15 protein-coding genes are annotated in these 16810 nt (G+C 65.2%); 6 read left to right on the top strand and 9 right to left on the bottom strand.

Annotation, left to right across the window (positions count from 1 at the left end):
• Positions 1 to 30: 30 nt before the first annotated feature.
• The gene (locus A7Q26_RS11500) at positions 31 to 624 is read left to right on the top strand and encodes a nitroreductase family protein (protein ID WP_066859542.1); all 594 of its coding nucleotides are present in this window, start codon (positions 31 to 33) and stop codon (positions 622 to 624) included.
• A gap of 32 nt (positions 625 to 656) precedes the next feature.
• Here A7Q26_RS11500 and A7Q26_RS11495 read toward each other — a convergent pair whose 3' ends face one another.
• The 8 genes from A7Q26_RS11495 to A7Q26_RS11460 all read right to left on the bottom strand — a co-directional run bounded on the left by A7Q26_RS11495 (position 657) and on the right by A7Q26_RS11460 (position 11374).
• The gene (locus A7Q26_RS11495; protein ID WP_066859541.1) at positions 657 to 1049 is read right to left on the bottom strand and encodes a GtrA family protein; all 393 of its coding nucleotides are present in this window, start codon (positions 1047 to 1049) and stop codon (positions 657 to 659) included.
• 89 nt (positions 1050 to 1138) lie between these two features.
• Positions 1139 to 2545 (bottom strand): efflux transporter outer membrane subunit, encoded by a 1407-nt coding sequence (locus tag A7Q26_RS11490; protein WP_066859540.1) that lies wholly within the window; start codon positions 2543 to 2545, stop codon positions 1139 to 1141.
• Positions 2546 to 2556: 11 nt separating this feature from the next.
• The gene (locus A7Q26_RS11485) at positions 2557 to 5751 is read right to left on the bottom strand and encodes an efflux RND transporter permease subunit (RefSeq protein ID WP_066859539.1); all 3195 of its coding nucleotides are present in this window, start codon (positions 5749 to 5751) and stop codon (positions 2557 to 2559) included.
• A 116-nt stretch (positions 5752 to 5867) separates the two neighbouring features.
• Complete coding sequence (locus A7Q26_RS11480; RefSeq protein ID WP_066859538.1) at positions 5868 to 7130, bottom strand: efflux RND transporter periplasmic adaptor subunit; 1263 nt, start codon at positions 7128 to 7130, stop codon at positions 5868 to 5870.
• A complete protein-coding gene (locus tag A7Q26_RS11475; protein WP_066859537.1) occupies positions 7127 to 7522 on the bottom strand; it encodes a hypothetical protein in 396 nt (131 codons plus the stop codon). The genes A7Q26_RS11480 and A7Q26_RS11475 overlap by 4 nt, the downstream gene beginning before the upstream one ends.
• A gap of 381 nt (positions 7523 to 7903) precedes the next feature.
• Positions 7904 to 8506 carry a TetR/AcrR family transcriptional regulator gene (locus A7Q26_RS11470; RefSeq protein ID WP_443018159.1) on the bottom strand — a complete coding sequence of 201 codons (603 nt, stop codon included), beginning with the start codon at positions 8504 to 8506 and terminating at the stop codon, positions 7904 to 7906.
• Positions 8507 to 8559: 53 nt separating this feature from the next.
• Positions 8560 to 9594, bottom strand: a complete 1035-nt coding sequence (locus tag A7Q26_RS11465; RefSeq protein ID WP_066859818.1) for a LacI family DNA-binding transcriptional regulator — start codon at positions 9592 to 9594, stop codon at positions 8560 to 8562.
• A 109-nt stretch (positions 9595 to 9703) separates the two neighbouring features.
• On the bottom strand, positions 9704 to 11374 hold the full coding sequence (locus A7Q26_RS11460; protein ID WP_066859535.1) for an MFS transporter: 1671 nt from the start codon (positions 11372 to 11374) through the stop codon (positions 9704 to 9706).
• Between the two features lie 264 nt (positions 11375 to 11638).
• Between A7Q26_RS11460 and A7Q26_RS11455 the strand changes: the two genes are divergently transcribed.
• The 3 genes from A7Q26_RS11455 (at position 11639) to A7Q26_RS11445 (ending at position 13683) form a co-directional block, all read left to right on the top strand.
• Positions 11639 to 11914 (top strand): HU family DNA-binding protein, encoded by a 276-nt coding sequence (locus A7Q26_RS11455; protein ID WP_066859534.1) that lies wholly within the window; start codon positions 11639 to 11641, stop codon positions 11912 to 11914.
• A gap of 21 nt (positions 11915 to 11935) precedes the next feature.
• Complete coding sequence (locus A7Q26_RS11450) at positions 11936 to 12187, top strand: hypothetical protein (RefSeq protein ID WP_066859533.1); 252 nt, start codon at positions 11936 to 11938, stop codon at positions 12185 to 12187.
• Between the two features lie 263 nt (positions 12188 to 12450).
• On the top strand, positions 12451 to 13683 hold the full coding sequence (locus A7Q26_RS11445) for a calcium-binding protein (RefSeq protein ID WP_232313774.1): 1233 nt from the start codon (positions 12451 to 12453) through the stop codon (positions 13681 to 13683).
• Between the two features lie 185 nt (positions 13684 to 13868).
• Here A7Q26_RS11445 and A7Q26_RS11440 read toward each other — a convergent pair whose 3' ends face one another.
• A complete protein-coding gene (locus A7Q26_RS11440; protein WP_066859532.1) occupies positions 13869 to 14621 on the bottom strand; it encodes a 3-oxoacyl-ACP reductase family protein in 753 nt (250 codons plus the stop codon).
• Between the two features lie 110 nt (positions 14622 to 14731).
• Here A7Q26_RS11440 and A7Q26_RS11435 point away from each other — a divergent pair, with 110 nt between their 5' ends.
• Positions 14732 to 15688, top strand: a complete 957-nt coding sequence (locus A7Q26_RS11435; protein WP_066859812.1) for a LysR family transcriptional regulator — start codon at positions 14732 to 14734, stop codon at positions 15686 to 15688.
• A gap of 319 nt (positions 15689 to 16007) precedes the next feature.
• Positions 16008 to 16283, top strand: coding sequence for a hypothetical protein (locus tag A7Q26_RS25150; RefSeq protein WP_198162916.1), 276 nt, complete (start codon positions 16008 to 16010; stop codon positions 16281 to 16283).
• Positions 16284 to 16810 lie beyond the last annotated feature (527 nt).

The raw sequence follows: 16810 nt of genomic DNA, 5'->3' as shown, positions 1-16810 counted from the left end.
GGCCGAGCCGATCATTCACGAGGAGACATCATGGCTACCGACCCCCGCACGGTGACTCGCGCCGTCGATCCCCTGTTCCTGGAGCGCTGGTCGCCGCGCGCATTCGATGCGTCGGCATTGCCGCAGGCAGACCTTGATACCATCTTCGATGCCGCGCGCTGGGCGCCCTCGGCGTTCAATTACCAGCCCTGGCGCTTTCTTTATGCCCATCGAGACACGGCCGACTGGGACCGGTTCCTGGGGGTGCTGTTGCCGTTCAACCAGAGCTGGGTGCGTAATGCGTCGGTGATCGTCTATATCCTGTCCGACACGCAGATGGCGGCGCCCGGATCGGACGATTTCAAGCCGTCGCACAGCCACAGCTTCGATGCGGGCGCGGCCTGGGCGCTTCTGGCGCTACAGGCGACGCGGCTGGGCTATCACACCCATGGCATGACCGGCGTCGATTTCGACGCAGCGCGCCGGGAACTGGCCGTGCCGGACCGTTTCCGCATCGAGGCGGCGGTGGCGATCGGGCGGCAGGCGGACAAGACGACGCTTCCGGAAGCCTTGCAGGCGCGCGAGGTGCCGAGTGGCCGCAAGCCGATCGAAGACTTTGCCGTCGCCGGCAATTTTACGGTCTGACGGGAGAGGTTCGCCGCGCGAGGCCTGTCCGATCATGTCGCCCTGGAGCGGAAGACCAGATGCTTCAGGGCGAAATAATTGACGACAGACACGATCCCGGCCGCCAGAAAGCCAGCGCCATAGGGTGAGGCGATGACGCGCGACAGCGCCGCAAGCGCACCCAGGCCCAGCAGATAATTTGCGCCGTAGGACAGGATGAAGCGCAGCTTGGCCGGGCGTGCGTCGCGAAAGACGTGGCGGCTGTAGCTGATATAGTTGAACGCCATGCCCATCATATGGGCGAGAAGCTGGGCCACGAACATGTTGAGACCCAGCCATACCAGCAGCGCATAGGCACCAAGGCCGAAGGCGGTGTTGAGCAGGCCCATCTGGTAATAGCGCCACAGTTCGACCATGCGTGCGCGCGAGACGGGCAGCGGCATCATGCAATCGCGCTTTCTTCTGTCATGCCGCCCCGCCCGGTGCCCTTGCAAGGGACTATCATGCGGGCGGGACGGCGAACAGTCCTGTCGCTTCAGGCGGCGGTCCAGCCGCCGCCCAAGGCCCGGAACAGGTCGACCTGGGCGAAGGCGACGGCGCGGTTGGCGGCGGCGAGGTCGGCGTCGGCCGCCGCCTGGGTACGCAGCGCGTCGAGCACGGTCAGGAAGTCGATCTGCCCTTCCCGCTGACGCGCTGTGCTGATGCGGGCTGCGCGGGCCGCTTCGTCACGTGCGGTCTGGAGCGCGGCGCGCCGTTGCAGGGCGTTGGCGTAGGTGGAGAGGGCGGTTTCGGTTTCCTCCAGCGCGCGCAGCACGGTGCCGTCGAAGGTCGCCAGCGCCGCGTCGCCATCCGCCCGCGCCGCCGCGATGCGGGCGCGGTTGGCCTCCTGATTGGGGAAGGCCCAGCTGATGAGCGGTCCCAGCAGCCAGTTGAGCGGGCCGCCGCCCAGGATATTGCCGCCGCCGATCGCCGTGCTGCCGATCGATCCGCCGAGCGTGATGCGGGGATAGAGCGCGGCAGTGGCCACGCCGATCCGCGCCGTGTCGCCCGCCAGCCGCTGTTCGGCCGCGCGCACGTCGGGGCGACGGGCGAGCAGCGCCTGACCGTCGCCCACGGGAATGGGCTGGCTGAGGTCGGGTGTGACCTTCGCGTCGCGCACGGTCGCGGGCAGATCCTGCGGGGTGCGGCCGGTGAGCGTGGCGAGGCGGAACAGCGCCGCGTTGCGATCCGCCACCAGCGACGGGATCAGCGCCTTTTGCTGGTCGCGGAGCGAGGTGATGCGAATGACGTCGAGCCGGTCGGACCGGCCGACATCGAAGCGCGCCTGCGAAATGCGGAGCGACTGGTCGAGCAGATCGACCGTCTGTTGCGCGACGGCGATACGCTGGGCCGAGGCGGTGGCGTCGACATAGGCGCGCACGGTGTCGGCGACGACGGCGACGCGGACTGCATCGGTGTCGGCCTGCGCCGCACCGGCGTCGCCGCGCGCGGCCTCTATGCTGCGCTTCACCCGGCCGAACAGATCGACCTCATAGGCGACGTCCAGACCCATATCGACGGTCCAGTTTTCCCGATCCATGCCGGGCAGGGTCTGGGCCTGCGAGACGCGGCCATAGGTCGGAGATCCGCTGAGCGTGGTGCTGGGCAGCCGGTCGGAGCGTGCGCCGCGCAGCTGGGCGCGGGCGCGTTCCAGCCGGGCGACGGCGACGCGGATGTCGGTATTGGCCGACAGCGCATCCTTGACCAGCCCGTCGAGCAGCGGATCGTTATAGAGCTGCCACCAATGATCGTCGGCGGGGGCTTGAACGACCGCGGGGGTGGCCGCCCCGATGAAGGGGGCGGCGGCCGTGGTCGGGGTGGCAGGCGCCTTGTAATCCGGCCCGGCGGCGCAGGCCGTGAGGGCGCTGGCGCCGAGCAGCAAGGCGATGAAGTTCCTTGTCATGGCTTTTGTCCTTATTCGGCCGGCTGCAATGCAGGCTCGGCGCCATTGTCACCGGCTCCGCGCCGGCGGCGGGTGAAGCGATCGCCAAGCGCGCGGCACACGACATAGAAGGTGGGAGTGAAGAGCAGTCCGAACGCCGTCACGCCGGCCATGCCGAAGAAAACCGCCGTGCCCAGCGCCTGCCGCAGTTCCGCGCCGGCTCCGGTCGCGATCACCAGAGGCACCGCCCCCAGGATGAAGGCGAAGCTGGTCATCAGGATCGGGCGCAGGCGGGTCTGGGCAGCCTGAACGGCGGCTTCGACCGGCGACAGGCCCTGTTCCTCTTCCGCCTGCTTGGCGAATTCGACCACCAGAATGGCGTTCTTCGCGGCAAGAGCGATCAGCACGACCAGACCGATCTGCGTCAGGATATTATTGTCTTGTCCCCGCAGGTTCACGCCCAGCATGGCCGCGAACAGACACATCGGCACGATCAGGATGATCGACAACGGCAGCGTCAGGCTTTCATATTGCGCCGCCAGCACCAGGAAGACGAAGAAGACCGCCATGCCGAAGACGAGTCCGGCGGTGTTGCCGGCGATCTTCTGCTGATAGGCAACGCCCGTCCATTCGCTGCCATAACCGGCAGGCGCGGCGGCGGCGAGCTTCTCCATGGTGGTCAGCGACTGGCCGGAGGAATAGCCGGGGGCCGTGTCGCCGTCGATCTCCACCGCCGGCAGCAAATTGTAGCGGACCACCCGATAGGGGCCGGTCTTGTCCTTGAAGGTCGAGACGGAGCCGATCGGCACCATCTGGCCGCTGTTCGACCGGGTCTTGAGGTTGGCGATGTCGGCCACCGTGCCGCGATGATCGGCATCGGCCTGCGCCGTCACGCGATAGGTGCGGCCCAGCAGGTTGAAGTCGTTGACGAACGCCGACCCCAGATAGACCTGCATCGCTTCGAAGATGCGTTCGGGCGGCACGCCCAGCAGGTCGGCCTTGCGCCGGTCGATGTCCGCGTAGACGCGCGGCGTGCCGACGTCGAACAGGGTGTAGACCATCGCGAGGCTGGGGGACTGGTTCGCCTTGGCGATCATTTCGCCCGCGACCTTGTTGAGTTCCGCATAGCCGCGGTCCTCGCGGTCCTCCAGCATCATGCGATAGCCGCCGGCCGAGCCGATGCCCTGAATGAGCGGCGGGGGCACGAGCAGGATGCGCGCCTTGTCATAACCGGCGACGGCCTTGTTCGCCTGTTCCATGATGCCGGCATAGGTGACGCCTTCCGCCTTGCGCTCGGCAAAGCTCTTGAAGGGGAAGTAGATCGCCGCGCTGTTGGGTGCCTGCGTCTGCGAGGGACCATGGAAGCCGGCGAACATCACCGCGCCGCGCAGGCCCTTCACCGGCAGGATCTTCTCCGCCACCTCGCGCGTCACCTTGTCGGTGCGTTCGAGCGAGGCGCCGGAGGGGAGTTGCACCACGGCCAGGAAATAGCCCTGGTCCTGCGCCGGGATGAAGCCGCCGGGCGTCACCCAGAACAGGGCGATGGTGGCGGCGATCAGGCCCGCATAGGTCAGCAGCATCTTTTTCGGGCGCGCGACAAGGAAGCGGGTAAGGCGGCCATAGCCCGCGCTCATCCGGTCGAAGCCATGGTTGAACGCATCGACGGCCACGCCCAGCTTCTGCCGCCAGAGTGGATCGCCGCTCCGGTCGCGCGGGCCATGCTTTGCCTTGAGCAGCAGCGCGGCGGCGGCGGGCGACAAGGTGAGCGAGAGGATCAGCGAGATGATCGTCGCGGTCGAGATGGTGACGGCGAACTGCTGGTAGAAAGCGCCGGAAATGCCGGTGATGAAGAGCGTCGGCACGAACACCGCGCACAGCACCAGCACGATCGCGACCAGCGCGGTCGACACTTCGTCCATGGAAGTGCGGGCGGCTTCGAGCGGCGACATGCCATGCTCGATATTGCGCTCGACATTCTCGACGACGACGATGGCGTCGTCGACGACGATGCCGATGGCGAGGACGAGGCCGAAGAGCGACAGGTTGTTGAGGCTGTAGCCAAGGCCTGCGAGAATCGCCGCCGTGCCGATCAGCGAGACCGGGATGGCGATGATCGGGATGATCGCCGCGCGCCAGTTCTGGAGGAAGACGAGGATCACCAGCACGACCAGCAGTACCGCTTCGATCAGCGTCTGGTAGACGGCGTCGATCGACTGGCTGATGAATTCGGTCGGGTTGTAGATGACGCTATATTCCAGCCCCTTGGGAAAGCGCTGGGACAGCTGGTCCATTTCCGCCTTCACCTTCTCCGCCGCGTCGAGCGCGTTGGAACCGGGGCGCTGCATCACGGCGATGACGACGGTGGGCTTGTTCGAAAGATAGGTGTTGATGCCATAATCCTGCGCGCCCAGTTCCACGCGGGCGACATCCGCCACGCGGACCTGACGGCCGTCGGCATCGGTGCGGATGACGATGTTGGCAAATTGCTGCGGTTCGGTCAGGCGGCCCTGCATCTCGACGCCGAGCTGGAAGGCTTCCCCGCGATCATAGGGGGGCTGGCCGATCGAACCGGCAGAAACCTGGACATTCTGGGCGCGGAGCGCCGAGACGATCTCGCCCGCGGTCAGGTCCAGCGCGGCGGCGCGGTCCGGGTCGATCCAGATCCGCATCGCATAGTCGCGCGATCCGAAGAGCTGCACGTCACCCACGCCGTCGAGCCGGGCGAGCCGGTCGCGCACCTGGGTCAGCGCATAGTTGGACAGGTAATTGCGGTCGAACGTGCCGTCGGGCGATTGCAGGTTCACGACCATCAGGAATTCGGGCGTGGTCTTGCGGGTGACGACGCCGAGGCGCTGCACTTCCTCCGGCAGGCGGGGGATAGCGACGGCGACGCGGTTCTGCACCAGCACCTGCGCGGCATCGAGGTCGGTACCGATCTTGAAGGTGACGGTGATGACGACCTTGCCGTCGCCGGTCGACTGGCTGCTCTGGTAGAGCATGTCGTCGACGCCGTTGATTTCCTGCTCGATCGGCGCGGCGACGGTCGATGCGACCGTTTCCGCCGATGCGCCGGGATATTGGGCGGAGACCGTGACCGTGGGGGGCACGATGTCGGGATATTGGGACACCGGCAGGCCGATGAAGGCGAGCGCGCCGACCACGGTGATGACCACCGCTATGACGGCGGCGAAGATCGGCCTGTCGATGAAGAAACGGGAGAAACGCATCGGAGCGTCCTTTGCGAGCGAGCGAAAGGGATGCCGCGCGATCCGGCGGGGCCGGATCGCGGGCTTGGGATTGTCTTCGAATATCCCCTCCCCTTCAGGGGAGGGGTGTAAATGAATTACCGGGCGAAGGTTGCCTGCGCCGCCACCGGGGCCGGGCTGTCGACCGGCGTGACCGGGGTTGGTGTCGGGCGGATCGCGGCGGGTTTCACCGCCACCCTGGCGCCGGGCATGGCCGCCTGGATGTTGGACACGATCACCCGGTCATCGGGCGCGAGGCCCGAGCGGATGATCCGCAACCCGTCGACGATCGGGCCAAGCTCCACCGGCTTCGCCGTCACGCTGTCATCCCGTCCCACCACCAGCACGGTCTTGCGCGCCTGATCGGACTGGATCGCCTCATCGGGAACCAGCAGGGCATTGACCTTGCCGCCATTGGCGAGGCGCATGTTGCCGAACAGGCCGGGGGTCAGGAAATTGCCCGGATTGTCGAATATGGCGCGGATGCGGATCGTGCCGGAGCGCGGATCGAGACCATTGTCGGTGAAGTCGAGCCGGCCCTTGTGGCGATAGTCGGCCTCATCCTGCAAACGGACCTCGACCGCGCCGCCGGCGCCCTTGTCGCGCTGCGACTTGAGGTAGAGCGCTTCGGACGCATCGAAGTTGAAATAGATGGGGTCGAGCTTGTTGACCGTGGTCAGCAGCGTCGCGCCATTGCCTTCCGCGCCGGACACGAGATTGCCGATGTCGACGCGGCGGTCGGAGACGCGGCCGGAAATGGGGGCGCGGACCTGCGTGAACTCGACATCCAGCGCACGCTGCCGCTCGCGCGCCTGCGCCCCCGCGAGCGAGGCCTGTGCGGCCTGAAGCCGCGAGCGCAGCGCATCCACTTCGCTGGCCGATACGGCCTCGTCACCGCTGAGCCGCTGGACGCGGGCATAGTCATTCTGCGCCAGCAGCAGCGCGCTTCGGGCCGATGCGCTGCTCGCCCGCGCTTCGGCAAGGGCCGCCAGGAAGGGGCGCTGGTCGATGGTGAAGAGCAGCTGTCCCTGACGGACGAAATCGCCGTCGCGGAAATGGATGGCGGTTACCGCACCCGACACGCGCGGGCGGATTTCCACTGTCTGGCTGGGGGCGAAGCGGCCGACATAATCGTCCCACTGGGTCACGCTGCGGGCGAGCGGCGCGGACACGCCGACCGCAGCCAGCGGGGAGGCCGACGCCTGGGCCTGAGGCTGGTCGAGCAGCTTCCAGCCTGCGCCGAAAAGAGCAATGACGGCGACGGCGGCGATGCCGCCATGGCGGCGGGACCATCGCCGCTTCGGTCCAATGCCGGCGTCCGAATATTCGGCGTCGGCAGTGATTTTCGTGTGCTGGTTCATGCGAAACTCCGGGTGCGGCGAGCCGTGCGGCCCGCGCTGATGGTGGCGAGCAGAAGCTCGAGTTGGGCGGTGGAAAAGCCTGCCGCGCGGAAGGCGGCGAGACCGGACAGCGAGACGGCATAGCCCTTGTGCCAGGCCTCGACGGCCAGGCGGCGCAGTGCCTCCAGCCGGTCGCTGGCAAGGGCCAGGTTGGTTTCCTCGCCGAAAATCCAGCGACGCAGGCGGGCGAAACGGCCCGGTCCCTGGAGTGAGCGCAGCCCGTCCGTGCGGGCGAGGGAGACGATCTGCCACTCCTGCGCGGAAAAATCCGTCGCGCTGGCGGGCGGGACGATGCTGGAGCCGACCGCCATTTGCGGGCCGGCCAACGGTTGTGCGAAATCAAGGAAAGCCACTGCCTTTTCCTTCCCCGTTTGAAGAGGACGCGTCTCTACGCCCGGAGCCGCGCCGCCGCGTCCCGTGCCTTGCGCCCGAAATTTGCGCGAACGATCCCACCTGCGCGCGCCGGTGGGCGCGGCAATGGAAGGATCGGGAATGTGGATCAGGTTGCCTCCGTCGCCGGCAGGCCGCCCCTTATGCCGCTGTCAGCAACAGCGGGAATGTTTGAGATTATGTCGCATGATGACCTCCCTGGGACATGCGCCCAGCCAGTTCTATACTGATTGGTATATATTAACGCGACCTTGCTGGTCAACCTCTTTTTGTACCGAGAGGTATTTTATTTGCGGCGCGGCCATTTCAAGGGGAATACCGCTACGACAGCGAAATAAATTCGCTCAGCGGCCCGGCCACATGGACAGGGTCGTGTCGATCAGCGTTTCCAGTCGTTCGGTCGGCACGCCAGCGCCGGCCTGGACCGCCATGCCCTGCATGACGGCGGAGAGATAGCAGGCCAGGGCCTGCGGCTCGACATGATCGGGCAGGTCGCCTTCGTCGCGCGCGCGCTCGAACCTTTCGACCATCGCGCGGTCCGAGGAGGCGCGGCGGGCGTGCACCTCATCGCGGATACATTCGGCATGGGCGGTGCCGCCTACCGAACTGATGACGCCCAGGCAGCCCCTGGGATCGCTGGCATTGGTCTGGATCGCAAGCGCCCCGCGCAGCAGCCGCTCGGCCACCGCCTTGGACGTGGGTTCCTCCAGCGCGGACTTCACATAGCAGAGCTTGTCGCGCTCATAGAGGTCAAGCGCCTTGCGGAAGAGGGATTCCTTGTTGCCGAAGCAGGCATAGAGGCTGGGTTTGGTGATGCCCATCGCCTCGGTCAGTTCGGCGAGGGACGCGCCCTCATAGCCACGACGCCAGAAGACCTCGAGCGCCGCCGCCAGCGCCTGCTCGGGATCGAACTCCCTGGGACGGCCTCTCCCGCTATGTGTCGCCATTTCCATACCGAGCGGTATATAGTGACGCCGCCCCAAGAGTCCAGTGGCGTATGTCAGGCAGGCGGCGGCGCGCTGCTTTGCGATTCCCGCAGGCGCAGGGGCGGGATATCCGGTTCGACCGGTGGCTCCCCCTCTATCAGGTCGATCAGATGGCGGGTGGCGATCTGCGCCATCTCGCCGAAGGGGCGCACGATCGTGGTGAGCGAGGGCGTGAGCATTTCGGCCAGAAGGCTGCCGTCGAAGCCCACGACCGACAGCATGGACGGAACGGCGATGCCGCGTTCCGCCGCGACCTTGAGCACGCCGGCGGCCATGACGTCATTGGCGGCGAAGATCGCGGTCGGCGGCGTGGGCAGGGAGAGGAGAGCGTGGGCACCCTCGATCCCGGCGGCCAGGCCATAGTCGCCCTCCGCCTCCGCCAGCAGCGGCGTGCCCGCTTCCTCCAGCGCCTCGATGAAGCCGACGCGGCGTTCCCGGGCGGAAACCATCGCCCGTGGCCCGGTGATCATCGCGATCCGGCAATGGCCGAGCGACAGGAGATAGCGGGCGACGTCGCCCGCCGCCGCTCGCTCCGGAGAAAGAAGCACGGTGCCATAGCCGGTGATCGGTACCGAGGAGAGCGCAACGGCATGGACGCGTTCCGCCCTGAGCGCATCGGGCAGGCCGGGGATGCCGGACACCGGGGGCAGGACGACAAGGCCGTCGACCCGCGATCGGCGCGCGAAATCCAGCACATGGGCGATCCCGTCGGCTTCGGTCATCGGTACCGCATGGCTGATCACTTCATAGCCGCGCCGTGTCGCTTCCCGGCCCACACCCCGCTGGATGGTGTCGAGCACCAGGGCGTTGCGGTCATGATGCACCATGCCGATGAGCAGGGAGCGCCCCATCGAAAGCGCTCGCGCCCGCAGGCTGGGCCTGAAATTCAGGCGGTGGATCGCCGCCTGGATGCGTTCCCGCGTATCCTTGTTGACCTTGGGACTGTTGTTGATGACCCGCGAAACCGTGCGGATGGACACGCCGGCGATGGCGGCGACATCGGCGATGGTCGGCTCGCTTCCGCCCGGATCAAATTGTAGATCATCCATGCGCGCCGTCATCATCCTGCTGTGGTGGCCCTTCTTAGGGGGCCTCCGGTGGCAACACAAATGGATCGGGCGCGCCGGGATCATGTCTTTGCCGCTCAGCGCCGATGCTTCAGCTGTCGATGTTGCGGCGGAAGGTTTCCGGCAGGAAGAGCAACCCTATGACCGCCGTCGCAGCCGCGATCACGACGGGATACCAGAGGCCGTAATAAATGTCCCCGGTCGCCGCGACCATGGCGAAGGCCGTCGTCGGCAGGAAGCCGCCGAACCAGCCATTGCCGACATGATAGGGCAGGGACATGGAGGTGTAGCGGATGCGGCTGGGGAAAAGTTCAACCAGCATCGCGGCGATCGGGCCGTAGACCATCGTCACGAGCATGGCGAGCGCCCAGAGGATGGCGACCACGGCGGGTTTGTTGATCCTCGCCTTTTCGGCCTTTTGCGGATAGCCCGCCTGGGTAAGGGCGGCGTCCAGCTGCCGTTGGAAAGCGGCGATCGCCGCCGTCTTCTCCGCCCTTTCCAGCCGGGCGGGATCGGGCGCATTCAGACGGGTGCTGCCGATGCTGACCACGGCCGGACGGCCGGCGGGCGCTTCCGCATTGGCGTAGCTGATGCCGGCCTTGGCCATCTGGGCCTTGGCGATGTCGCAGCTCGACTGGTCGAACCTGTTGCGGCCCACCGGGTCGAACTGGAAGGAGCATTGCAGCGGGTCGACCGCGATCGTGACCGGCGCAGCGGCCTGGGCGGCGGCGAGGGCGGGGTTGGCGGCGTGGGTCAGGGCCGCGAACAACGGGAAATAGGCGATGGCCGCCAGCGCGCAGCCGCCCAGGATGATGGGCTTGCGACCGATCCGGTCGCTCAGCCAGCCGAAGGCGACGAAGAAGGGGGTCGCCAGCGCCAGCGCCACCGCGATCAGGATATTGGCGGTCGCGCCGTCGACCTTCAGCGTCTTTTCGAGGAAGAAGAGGGCGTAGAATTGCCCCGCATACCAAACCACCGCCTGGCCCGCGACCGCCCCGAACAGCGCGATGACCACCCAGCGCAGGTTGGACCATCGGCCGAAGGCTTCGGTCAGCGGCGCCTTCGACGTCGTGCCTTCGTCTTTCATCTTCTGGAAGACCGGGCTTTCGTTCAGTTGCAGCCTGATCCACATCGACACGCCCAGCAGGAAGATGGAGATCAGGAAGGGCAGGCGCCAGCCCCAGGCGGCGAATGCCTGCTCGCCCAGCGCGAAGCGGAAGCCGATCACCACCAGCAGCGCCGCGAATAGGCCGAATGTGGCGGTGGTCTGGATCCAGCTGGTGTAGAGGCCGCGCTTCCCATGCGGTGCATGTTCCGCGACATAGGTCGCCGCGCCGCCATATTCGCCGCCGAGCGCCAGTCCCTGAAGCAGCCGCAGGATGACGAGGATGATGGGCGCTGTCACCCCGATCGCGGCGTAGCCGGGCAACAGGCCGACCGCGAAGGTCGACAGGCCCATGATCGCCATCGTGACCAGAAACGTGTTCTTGCGACCGACCAGGTCACCGATCCGTCCGAAGACGATCGCGCCGAACGGCCGCACGGCAAAGCCCGCGGCAAAGGCGGCGAGGGCAAAGATGAAGGCGGTGGTCTCGTTCACGCCGGAGAAGAACTGGGCGGAAATATAGGTGGCGAGCAGGCCGTAGAGATAGAAATCATACCATTCGAACACCGTCCCCAGCGAGGAGGCGGCTATCACCAGCTTTTCCCCCTGTGTCGCCCGGTGATGTTTCGGCAGGCTGCCCTCGTCGCTCGTCGCCATGGCCTCTCCTCTGGTCGTGTCTTTCGCAGGCGTCGTTGCCGCGGTCCCGACATCTGGGCACCATGCCCATATTTCAGGGTGAGGTCGAGATTGTTGATGGCAGGGGCGTCAACCGGATCGGCGTTCTGCCTGGAACAGGCGTGTCCGGACGGCGGTTGTGATCCGTCCGTCGGCGCCAACGCCCGCACAATGTCATTAGGCCGTGGACGTACCGACAACAGGCCGCTATTTCCAGGCGTTCCATAATCAGGAGCTTATATCCTCATGAACAACACCGATCTTGCCGAAGCGGTCGCCGCATCCCACGACATCAGCAAGGCCGAGGCGCGCAAGCTGGTCGACAGCGTGGTCGGCGCCATCGCGGACGCTGCCGCCAAGGGTGACGAAGTTTCGCTCAACGGCTTTGGCAAGTTCAAGGTCAAGGACAGCCCCGCGCGCCAGGGCCGCAATCCCGCCACCGGCGCCGTGATCGAGATTGCTGCGTCGAAGAAGCTGACCTTCACGCCCGCCAAGGCGGTCAAGGACCGGCTGAACGGCTGATCCGGGAGGCTGTCGCTTCCCATGAATTTCGATGACCAGATCCATCGCTATTTCGGCACCACCGATTTGAATGCGGTGGCCCCCGGAGCGATGGCTGCCGGCATCGAGCGAATGCGCGTCGACCTTGGCCTGGAAGACAGCCAGGGTCGACGCTTCGCCCTCTGGGCTCTGTTGTTCCTGCTCGGCGCCGCGCCCGATGTCGGGACGACGTTCGACGACCCGGCTGACCGAGAGGCTGCCAGGGATTTCATGGACATGATCGAAAGGGGCTAGAGCGGAGATTGCGTGCCGCCAATCGCACCCGCAGTGCGTATCCCTTCGGCCCCCGGCATTCGCCGGGCGGAACCTTCCTGCTCGAACAATACCGCCGATGAAAGGCCTTCCTCTCCCGTGCCCGAGTACGGGCGAATGCGAGGACGCCTAAGCGCCCCGAAATCACGTCGAGCGGCCCCCTCCCCGACTTACTAGAGCCGACATCCCCGTTCTAGGTGATGAGGCGGTGGCAGGCACGCCGTGCGGCAGGATTGTCGCACGGTTTGTTCTGCCGCACGCAAGAAGACATAAAAATATTAATGCGTCGGCTTTATCGACTGATGATGTCCGGCATGATTGGAAGCAAGGGGTCGCGAATGGCTACGCTTATAGGCACGAACTTGAAGAACAGCATCAAGGGCACGTCACAGGACGACACGATTTCAGGCCTGGATGGCGACGATGAAATCTGGGGCGATTTGGGGAATGACTATATCGAAGGCGGCGCAGGAAACGACATCCTCTATGGTGGCGCCGGCAATGACAGGCTCGATGGTGGCCTCGGCAATGATTATCTTTATGGTGAATCGGGCAATAACATCGCGTCCGGTGGCGATGGCGCCGATCAGCTGGTGATGGGAGATGGCCATGACCAGTTGCTGGGCGATGCCGGGAACGACATCATTCGGTCCGGCGGTGGTCGGGATTATATTGATGGCGGCGTCGGCGACGACCTCATCTATGCGGGAGCAGGCGATGACGGTTTCCTAAACGAAATCAATCCCGCGACGGGCAAGCTGACGAACCAGGCTGTGGGCGGCGGTGCCGGCAACGACCGGATTTATGGTGAAGACGGCAACGATAAGCTGAAGGGTCAGTCGGGCAACGACCAAGTCTATGGTGGCAATGGCAATGACCGTGTCGATGGTGGCGACGGCGACAATTATCTGAGTGGCGGCAGCGGCGATGATATCCTTGTTGCCGAATGGGGTGTGGACCGGCTCTACGGAGACGATGGTCGCGATAATCTCCAGGCCGGATCCGGGAATGATTTTGTCTATGGCGGCAATGATGCGGATTCGCTGAATGGCGAAAATGGCCATGACATATTGTATGGCGGCGAAGGCGATGACCTGATCTATGGCGGTCTTGGTAATGATCAGCTTTATGGCGACGGCGGCTTCGACAAGCTGATCGGCGAGGCTGGTAGCGACGCATTGTGGGGTGGCGCCGGCGCGGACTGGTTCGTCTTCAAAGGTGCCGGTGCGCTGGACGGCGGCGACCGGATCGTCGATTTTCAGAATGGGTCCGATCGCATCGTTCTGGAAAAGCTGGGCGTGACTAAATTCGCATCCGGCGGCGGACTGGGAACCGTGTTTGCGCATGACGGCGCGGCGGGGCACGTCATCCTCGATGTGGTGACCTCCGCGGGGGCTGCGTTCAGCATCGACGTCGCGAGCCTGGGTACAACCCTGACAACCGCACATATTTCGGCAGCCGACTTCATTTTCGCCTGATGCCGATGGCGCGCTCCTCGCAGGAGGGGCGCGCCAGGAGCATGTTTTGCAGTGTCATTCGGATCAATATGGCCGGTCAGATCATGACCTTCGGGCATGAGGCCGTGGCGAGGATGGCGGCGGAATTCTGGACAAGTCGACCGCAACGAAGCCGATGTCCTTTTCCGCTTGAGCGCTGTCTGGCGTCAGGCGGTCAGGCCGCCATCGGCCATGATGTCGGCACCGGTGACGAAGGCCGCCTCCGGGCTGGCGAGGAAGGCGACGACGGCCGCGATCTCGCGCGGCTGGCCGTAGCGGCCGATCGCCACGCCTGGACCGACGATGGCGGCGACCGGGCCGTCCGCCGGGTTCATGTCGGTGTCGGTCGGGCCGGGATGGACAGTGTTGACGGTGATGCCCCTGGGGCCGAGGTCGCGCACCAGGCTGCGATTGAACCCGCTCACGGCGCCCTTGGTCAGGGTATAGACCGAGGCGGTCGGGAAAGCGGCGTAGCGCGTCATTGACGAGCCGATATGGATGATGCGTCCGCCCGTCTTCATGTGGCGGACCGCTTCCTGCGTGGCGACGAAGACACCGGTCACATTGACCGCGAGCATCCGCTCATAATCCTCGAACCTCACATCCTCTATCAGCGCGTTGACCGCAACGCCGGCATTGTTGACGAGGATGTCGATGCCGCCAAATGCCTCGACGGTGCCGGTGACGGAAGCGCGCACCGCCGCCGGGTCGCCGGCATCGGCTTCGATCGCCATAGCGTGGCCGCCGGCAGCCTCGATCTCGGCGACGATCTGCGCCGCGCGGTCCGGCGAAGCGCTGTAGGTCAGCGCGACCGCAGCGCCGTCGGCGGCGAGCCTGCGGGCGATGGCCGCGCCGATCGAGCGCGATCCGCCGGTAACGAGGGCGACCTTGCCGGCGAGGGGTTGGTTAGGCTCAGTCATGTCATGTGCTCCTTCAAATCAAGTGATGGAGCGAAGATGGCGCAGATATTCCTTTTCGATTATCCGGTATTGTCTTGCATTATCTTCAATGGTCAGTTGAAACGGGCGCCGTGGAAACGCTCGCCAATCTGGAATCCTTCATCCGCAGCGCCGAGCATGGCAGCTTTTCCGAGGCTGCGCGGCGGCTCGCGTTGACCCCGGCCGCTGTGAGCCGGAACGTTGCCATGCTGGAACGCAACCTGGGCGTGCGGCTCTTCCATCGGTCCACCCGAAAGCTGACCCTGACCGAGGCGGGCGAGGTCTTCCGCCTGGCCATCGCCGAAAATCTGGAGGGCATCCAGGCGGCGATCGCCGGCATCGCCACCGATAGCGGCGAGCCGGCGGGCACACTCCGGATCAGCATGGCGCCGACCTTCGGCGTAACCCATGTCCTGCCGATGCTGCCCGGCTTTCTCGCGCGCTATCCCCGCATCAAGCCCGAATGGCATTTCCAGAACCGCGCCGTGGACCTCATCGCCGAGGGCTATGACGCGGCGATCGGCGGCGGGTTCGACCTGTCGCCAGGCATCGTGGCCCGGACGCTGGCGCCGGCCCATATCGTGGCGGTCGCCTCTCCCGCCTATATGGAGGGGCGCGTCGCTCCGCTCGATCCGGTCGGGCTGGCCTCGCTCGACGGAATCGTCATGCGCTCGCTCCAGACCGGGCGCGTACGGCACTGGGCGATGCGCGACGCGGCGGGGCGGGAAATGGCCGCCACCCTGACGGAGCGCATCATCGTCAATGATCCCAGCGCCATGCGGGAGGCGGCATTGCTGGGGCTGGGCGTGGCGATGCTGGCCATGCCGGACGTGCTGCCTGCCCTGGAGAGCGGTGCGCTGATCCGACTGGTCCCGCACTGTTATGCCGATGCCGGAGCCATCTCGGTCTATTATGCCTCGCGCACGCTCCTGCCCGCCAAGACCCGCGCATTCGTGGACTGGCTGGCCCATGGGTTCAAGGTACAGAGGCTGGCGGAACGCTTAGCGGGGCGCCTTGGCTCAGGAAGCGCGCAGGATCAGGGTTGTTGACGCAACCAGTCGGAGTCCGGCACGATATCCTGTGCTTTCCAGGGCATTACTTGAATGCCGTGGACTGCTCGGAAATCGTGGTCATTGGTGGTGGCGGGGCATGCCCGATGACGATGGGCACTACGTCTACGCTGTAGCGCTACGATAGGCGAGCATCGCTTAGGACTACGATTGCCTATGATGAGGCTTAGAAGCGAGCACGGCCGTTGCCACGGCCTTCCCTTCGCTTCACTAGGTGCCCATGACGCCAAGCGACACCGAATATGCCGTGGTAGCCGCCGCCGCGCGCCTGTTCCGGAGCTATGATCGGCATTGCGTCATGGCTGACACCGACGCCTTGTTCGATTTCCTCAATGCGCTGCACAGCTTTAGCGACAAGGTCGGCGCGCTGGGGCGGCCCAATCTCAATCCGTCACACAATTTCCAGGCACTACGCGCTCTTCGCAACCTCTATCATCACGAGGCCGAACTGCTTCACGCCTCGCGCACCATCAGTTCGAAACGTGCCGACGATCACGAGCGATCTCGCGATACTTTGTCTGATCCCGGACGCGTCCGTCGATCGGTTGCTTGCGCGTGTGAAAGACCAGAATGAACGCGAGGCGATCCGGGCAACAGTCCATCGCTACGGATCGGCGGCAAACATCGAGCCAGCGATTTTCAACGTTATGGTAGACGCATACGAGTTGCTGAGTGCCAAGGGCATCACTCCAAAAGAGGCAGCCTTCGCGCGCTTTCGTGACCAGTATGACTTCGAAGTCCTGCACGGTTACGACCATCGGGTTACCGGCACGCTATCCGCACATGCCGGATCTATCTCGTACATACTCGCCACGCTCCTTCAAGCTCCGGGGCGCGTGGGTTAGCTGTTGCGGCTTCTGAGTAGCGACGGCGGCAAATGGTGGCCGATGACGGGCCACGCCGGATTATAATGTATCGCATCTACTCTGTAGCAATACTCTCCTGCCACCGCGATCAGAGGTAAGTTCCACCTTCCCCCACTTTAGCCAGAGCGCATTGCATCGCCAGCCATCGGCGATGCCGGCATGTTTTGAAATGGGCTCGCGTGATCCAAAGGAGCATCGTTCTTGCCACGGGAGAGAAAACAGAGCATCTTGTTGT

Source organism: Sphingobium sp. TCM1, assembly GCF_001650725.1.
Taxonomy (GTDB): Bacteria; Pseudomonadota; Alphaproteobacteria; order Sphingomonadales; family Sphingomonadaceae; genus Sphingobium.
The sequence above is the reverse complement of the archived record's forward strand: the minus strand, read 5'-3'. Positions and strand labels throughout refer to the sequence as shown.

Bases quoted from the DNA above. Each gene is read 5' to 3' on its own strand.
- A7Q26_RS11500 (WP_066859542.1), top strand. From the start codon at position 31: ATGGCTACCGACCCCCGCACGGTGACTCGCGCCGTCGATCCCCTGTTC.
- A7Q26_RS11495 (WP_066859541.1), bottom strand. From the start codon at position 1,049: ATGATGCCGCTGCCCGTCTCGCGCGCACGCATGGTCGAACTGTGGCGC.
- A7Q26_RS11490 (WP_066859540.1), bottom strand. From the start codon at position 2,545: ATGACAAGGAACTTCATCGCCTTGCTGCTCGGCGCCAGCGCCCTCACG.
- A7Q26_RS11485 (WP_066859539.1), bottom strand. From the start codon at position 5,751: ATGCGTTTCTCCCGTTTCTTCATCGACAGGCCGATCTTCGCCGCCGTC.
- A7Q26_RS11480 (WP_066859538.1), bottom strand. From the start codon at position 7,130: ATGAACCAGCACACGAAAATCACTGCCGACGCCGAATATTCGGACGCC.
- A7Q26_RS11470 (WP_443018159.1), bottom strand. From the start codon at position 8,506: ATGGCGACACATAGCGGGAGAGGCCGTCCCAGGGAGTTCGATCCCGAG.
- A7Q26_RS11465 (WP_066859818.1), bottom strand. From the start codon at position 9,594: ATGGATGATCTACAATTTGATCCGGGCGGAAGCGAGCCGACCATCGCC.
- A7Q26_RS11460 (WP_066859535.1), bottom strand. From the start codon at position 11,374: ATGGCGACGAGCGACGAGGGCAGCCTGCCGAAACATCACCGGGCGACA.
- A7Q26_RS11455 (WP_066859534.1), top strand. From the start codon at position 11,639: ATGAACAACACCGATCTTGCCGAAGCGGTCGCCGCATCCCACGACATC.
- A7Q26_RS11450 (WP_066859533.1), top strand. From the start codon at position 11,936: ATGAATTTCGATGACCAGATCCATCGCTATTTCGGCACCACCGATTTG.
- A7Q26_RS11440 (WP_066859532.1), bottom strand. From the start codon at position 14,621: ATGACTGAGCCTAACCAACCCCTCGCCGGCAAGGTCGCCCTCGTTACC.
- A7Q26_RS25150 (WP_198162916.1), top strand. From the start codon at position 16,008: ATGGCTGACACCGACGCCTTGTTCGATTTCCTCAATGCGCTGCACAGC.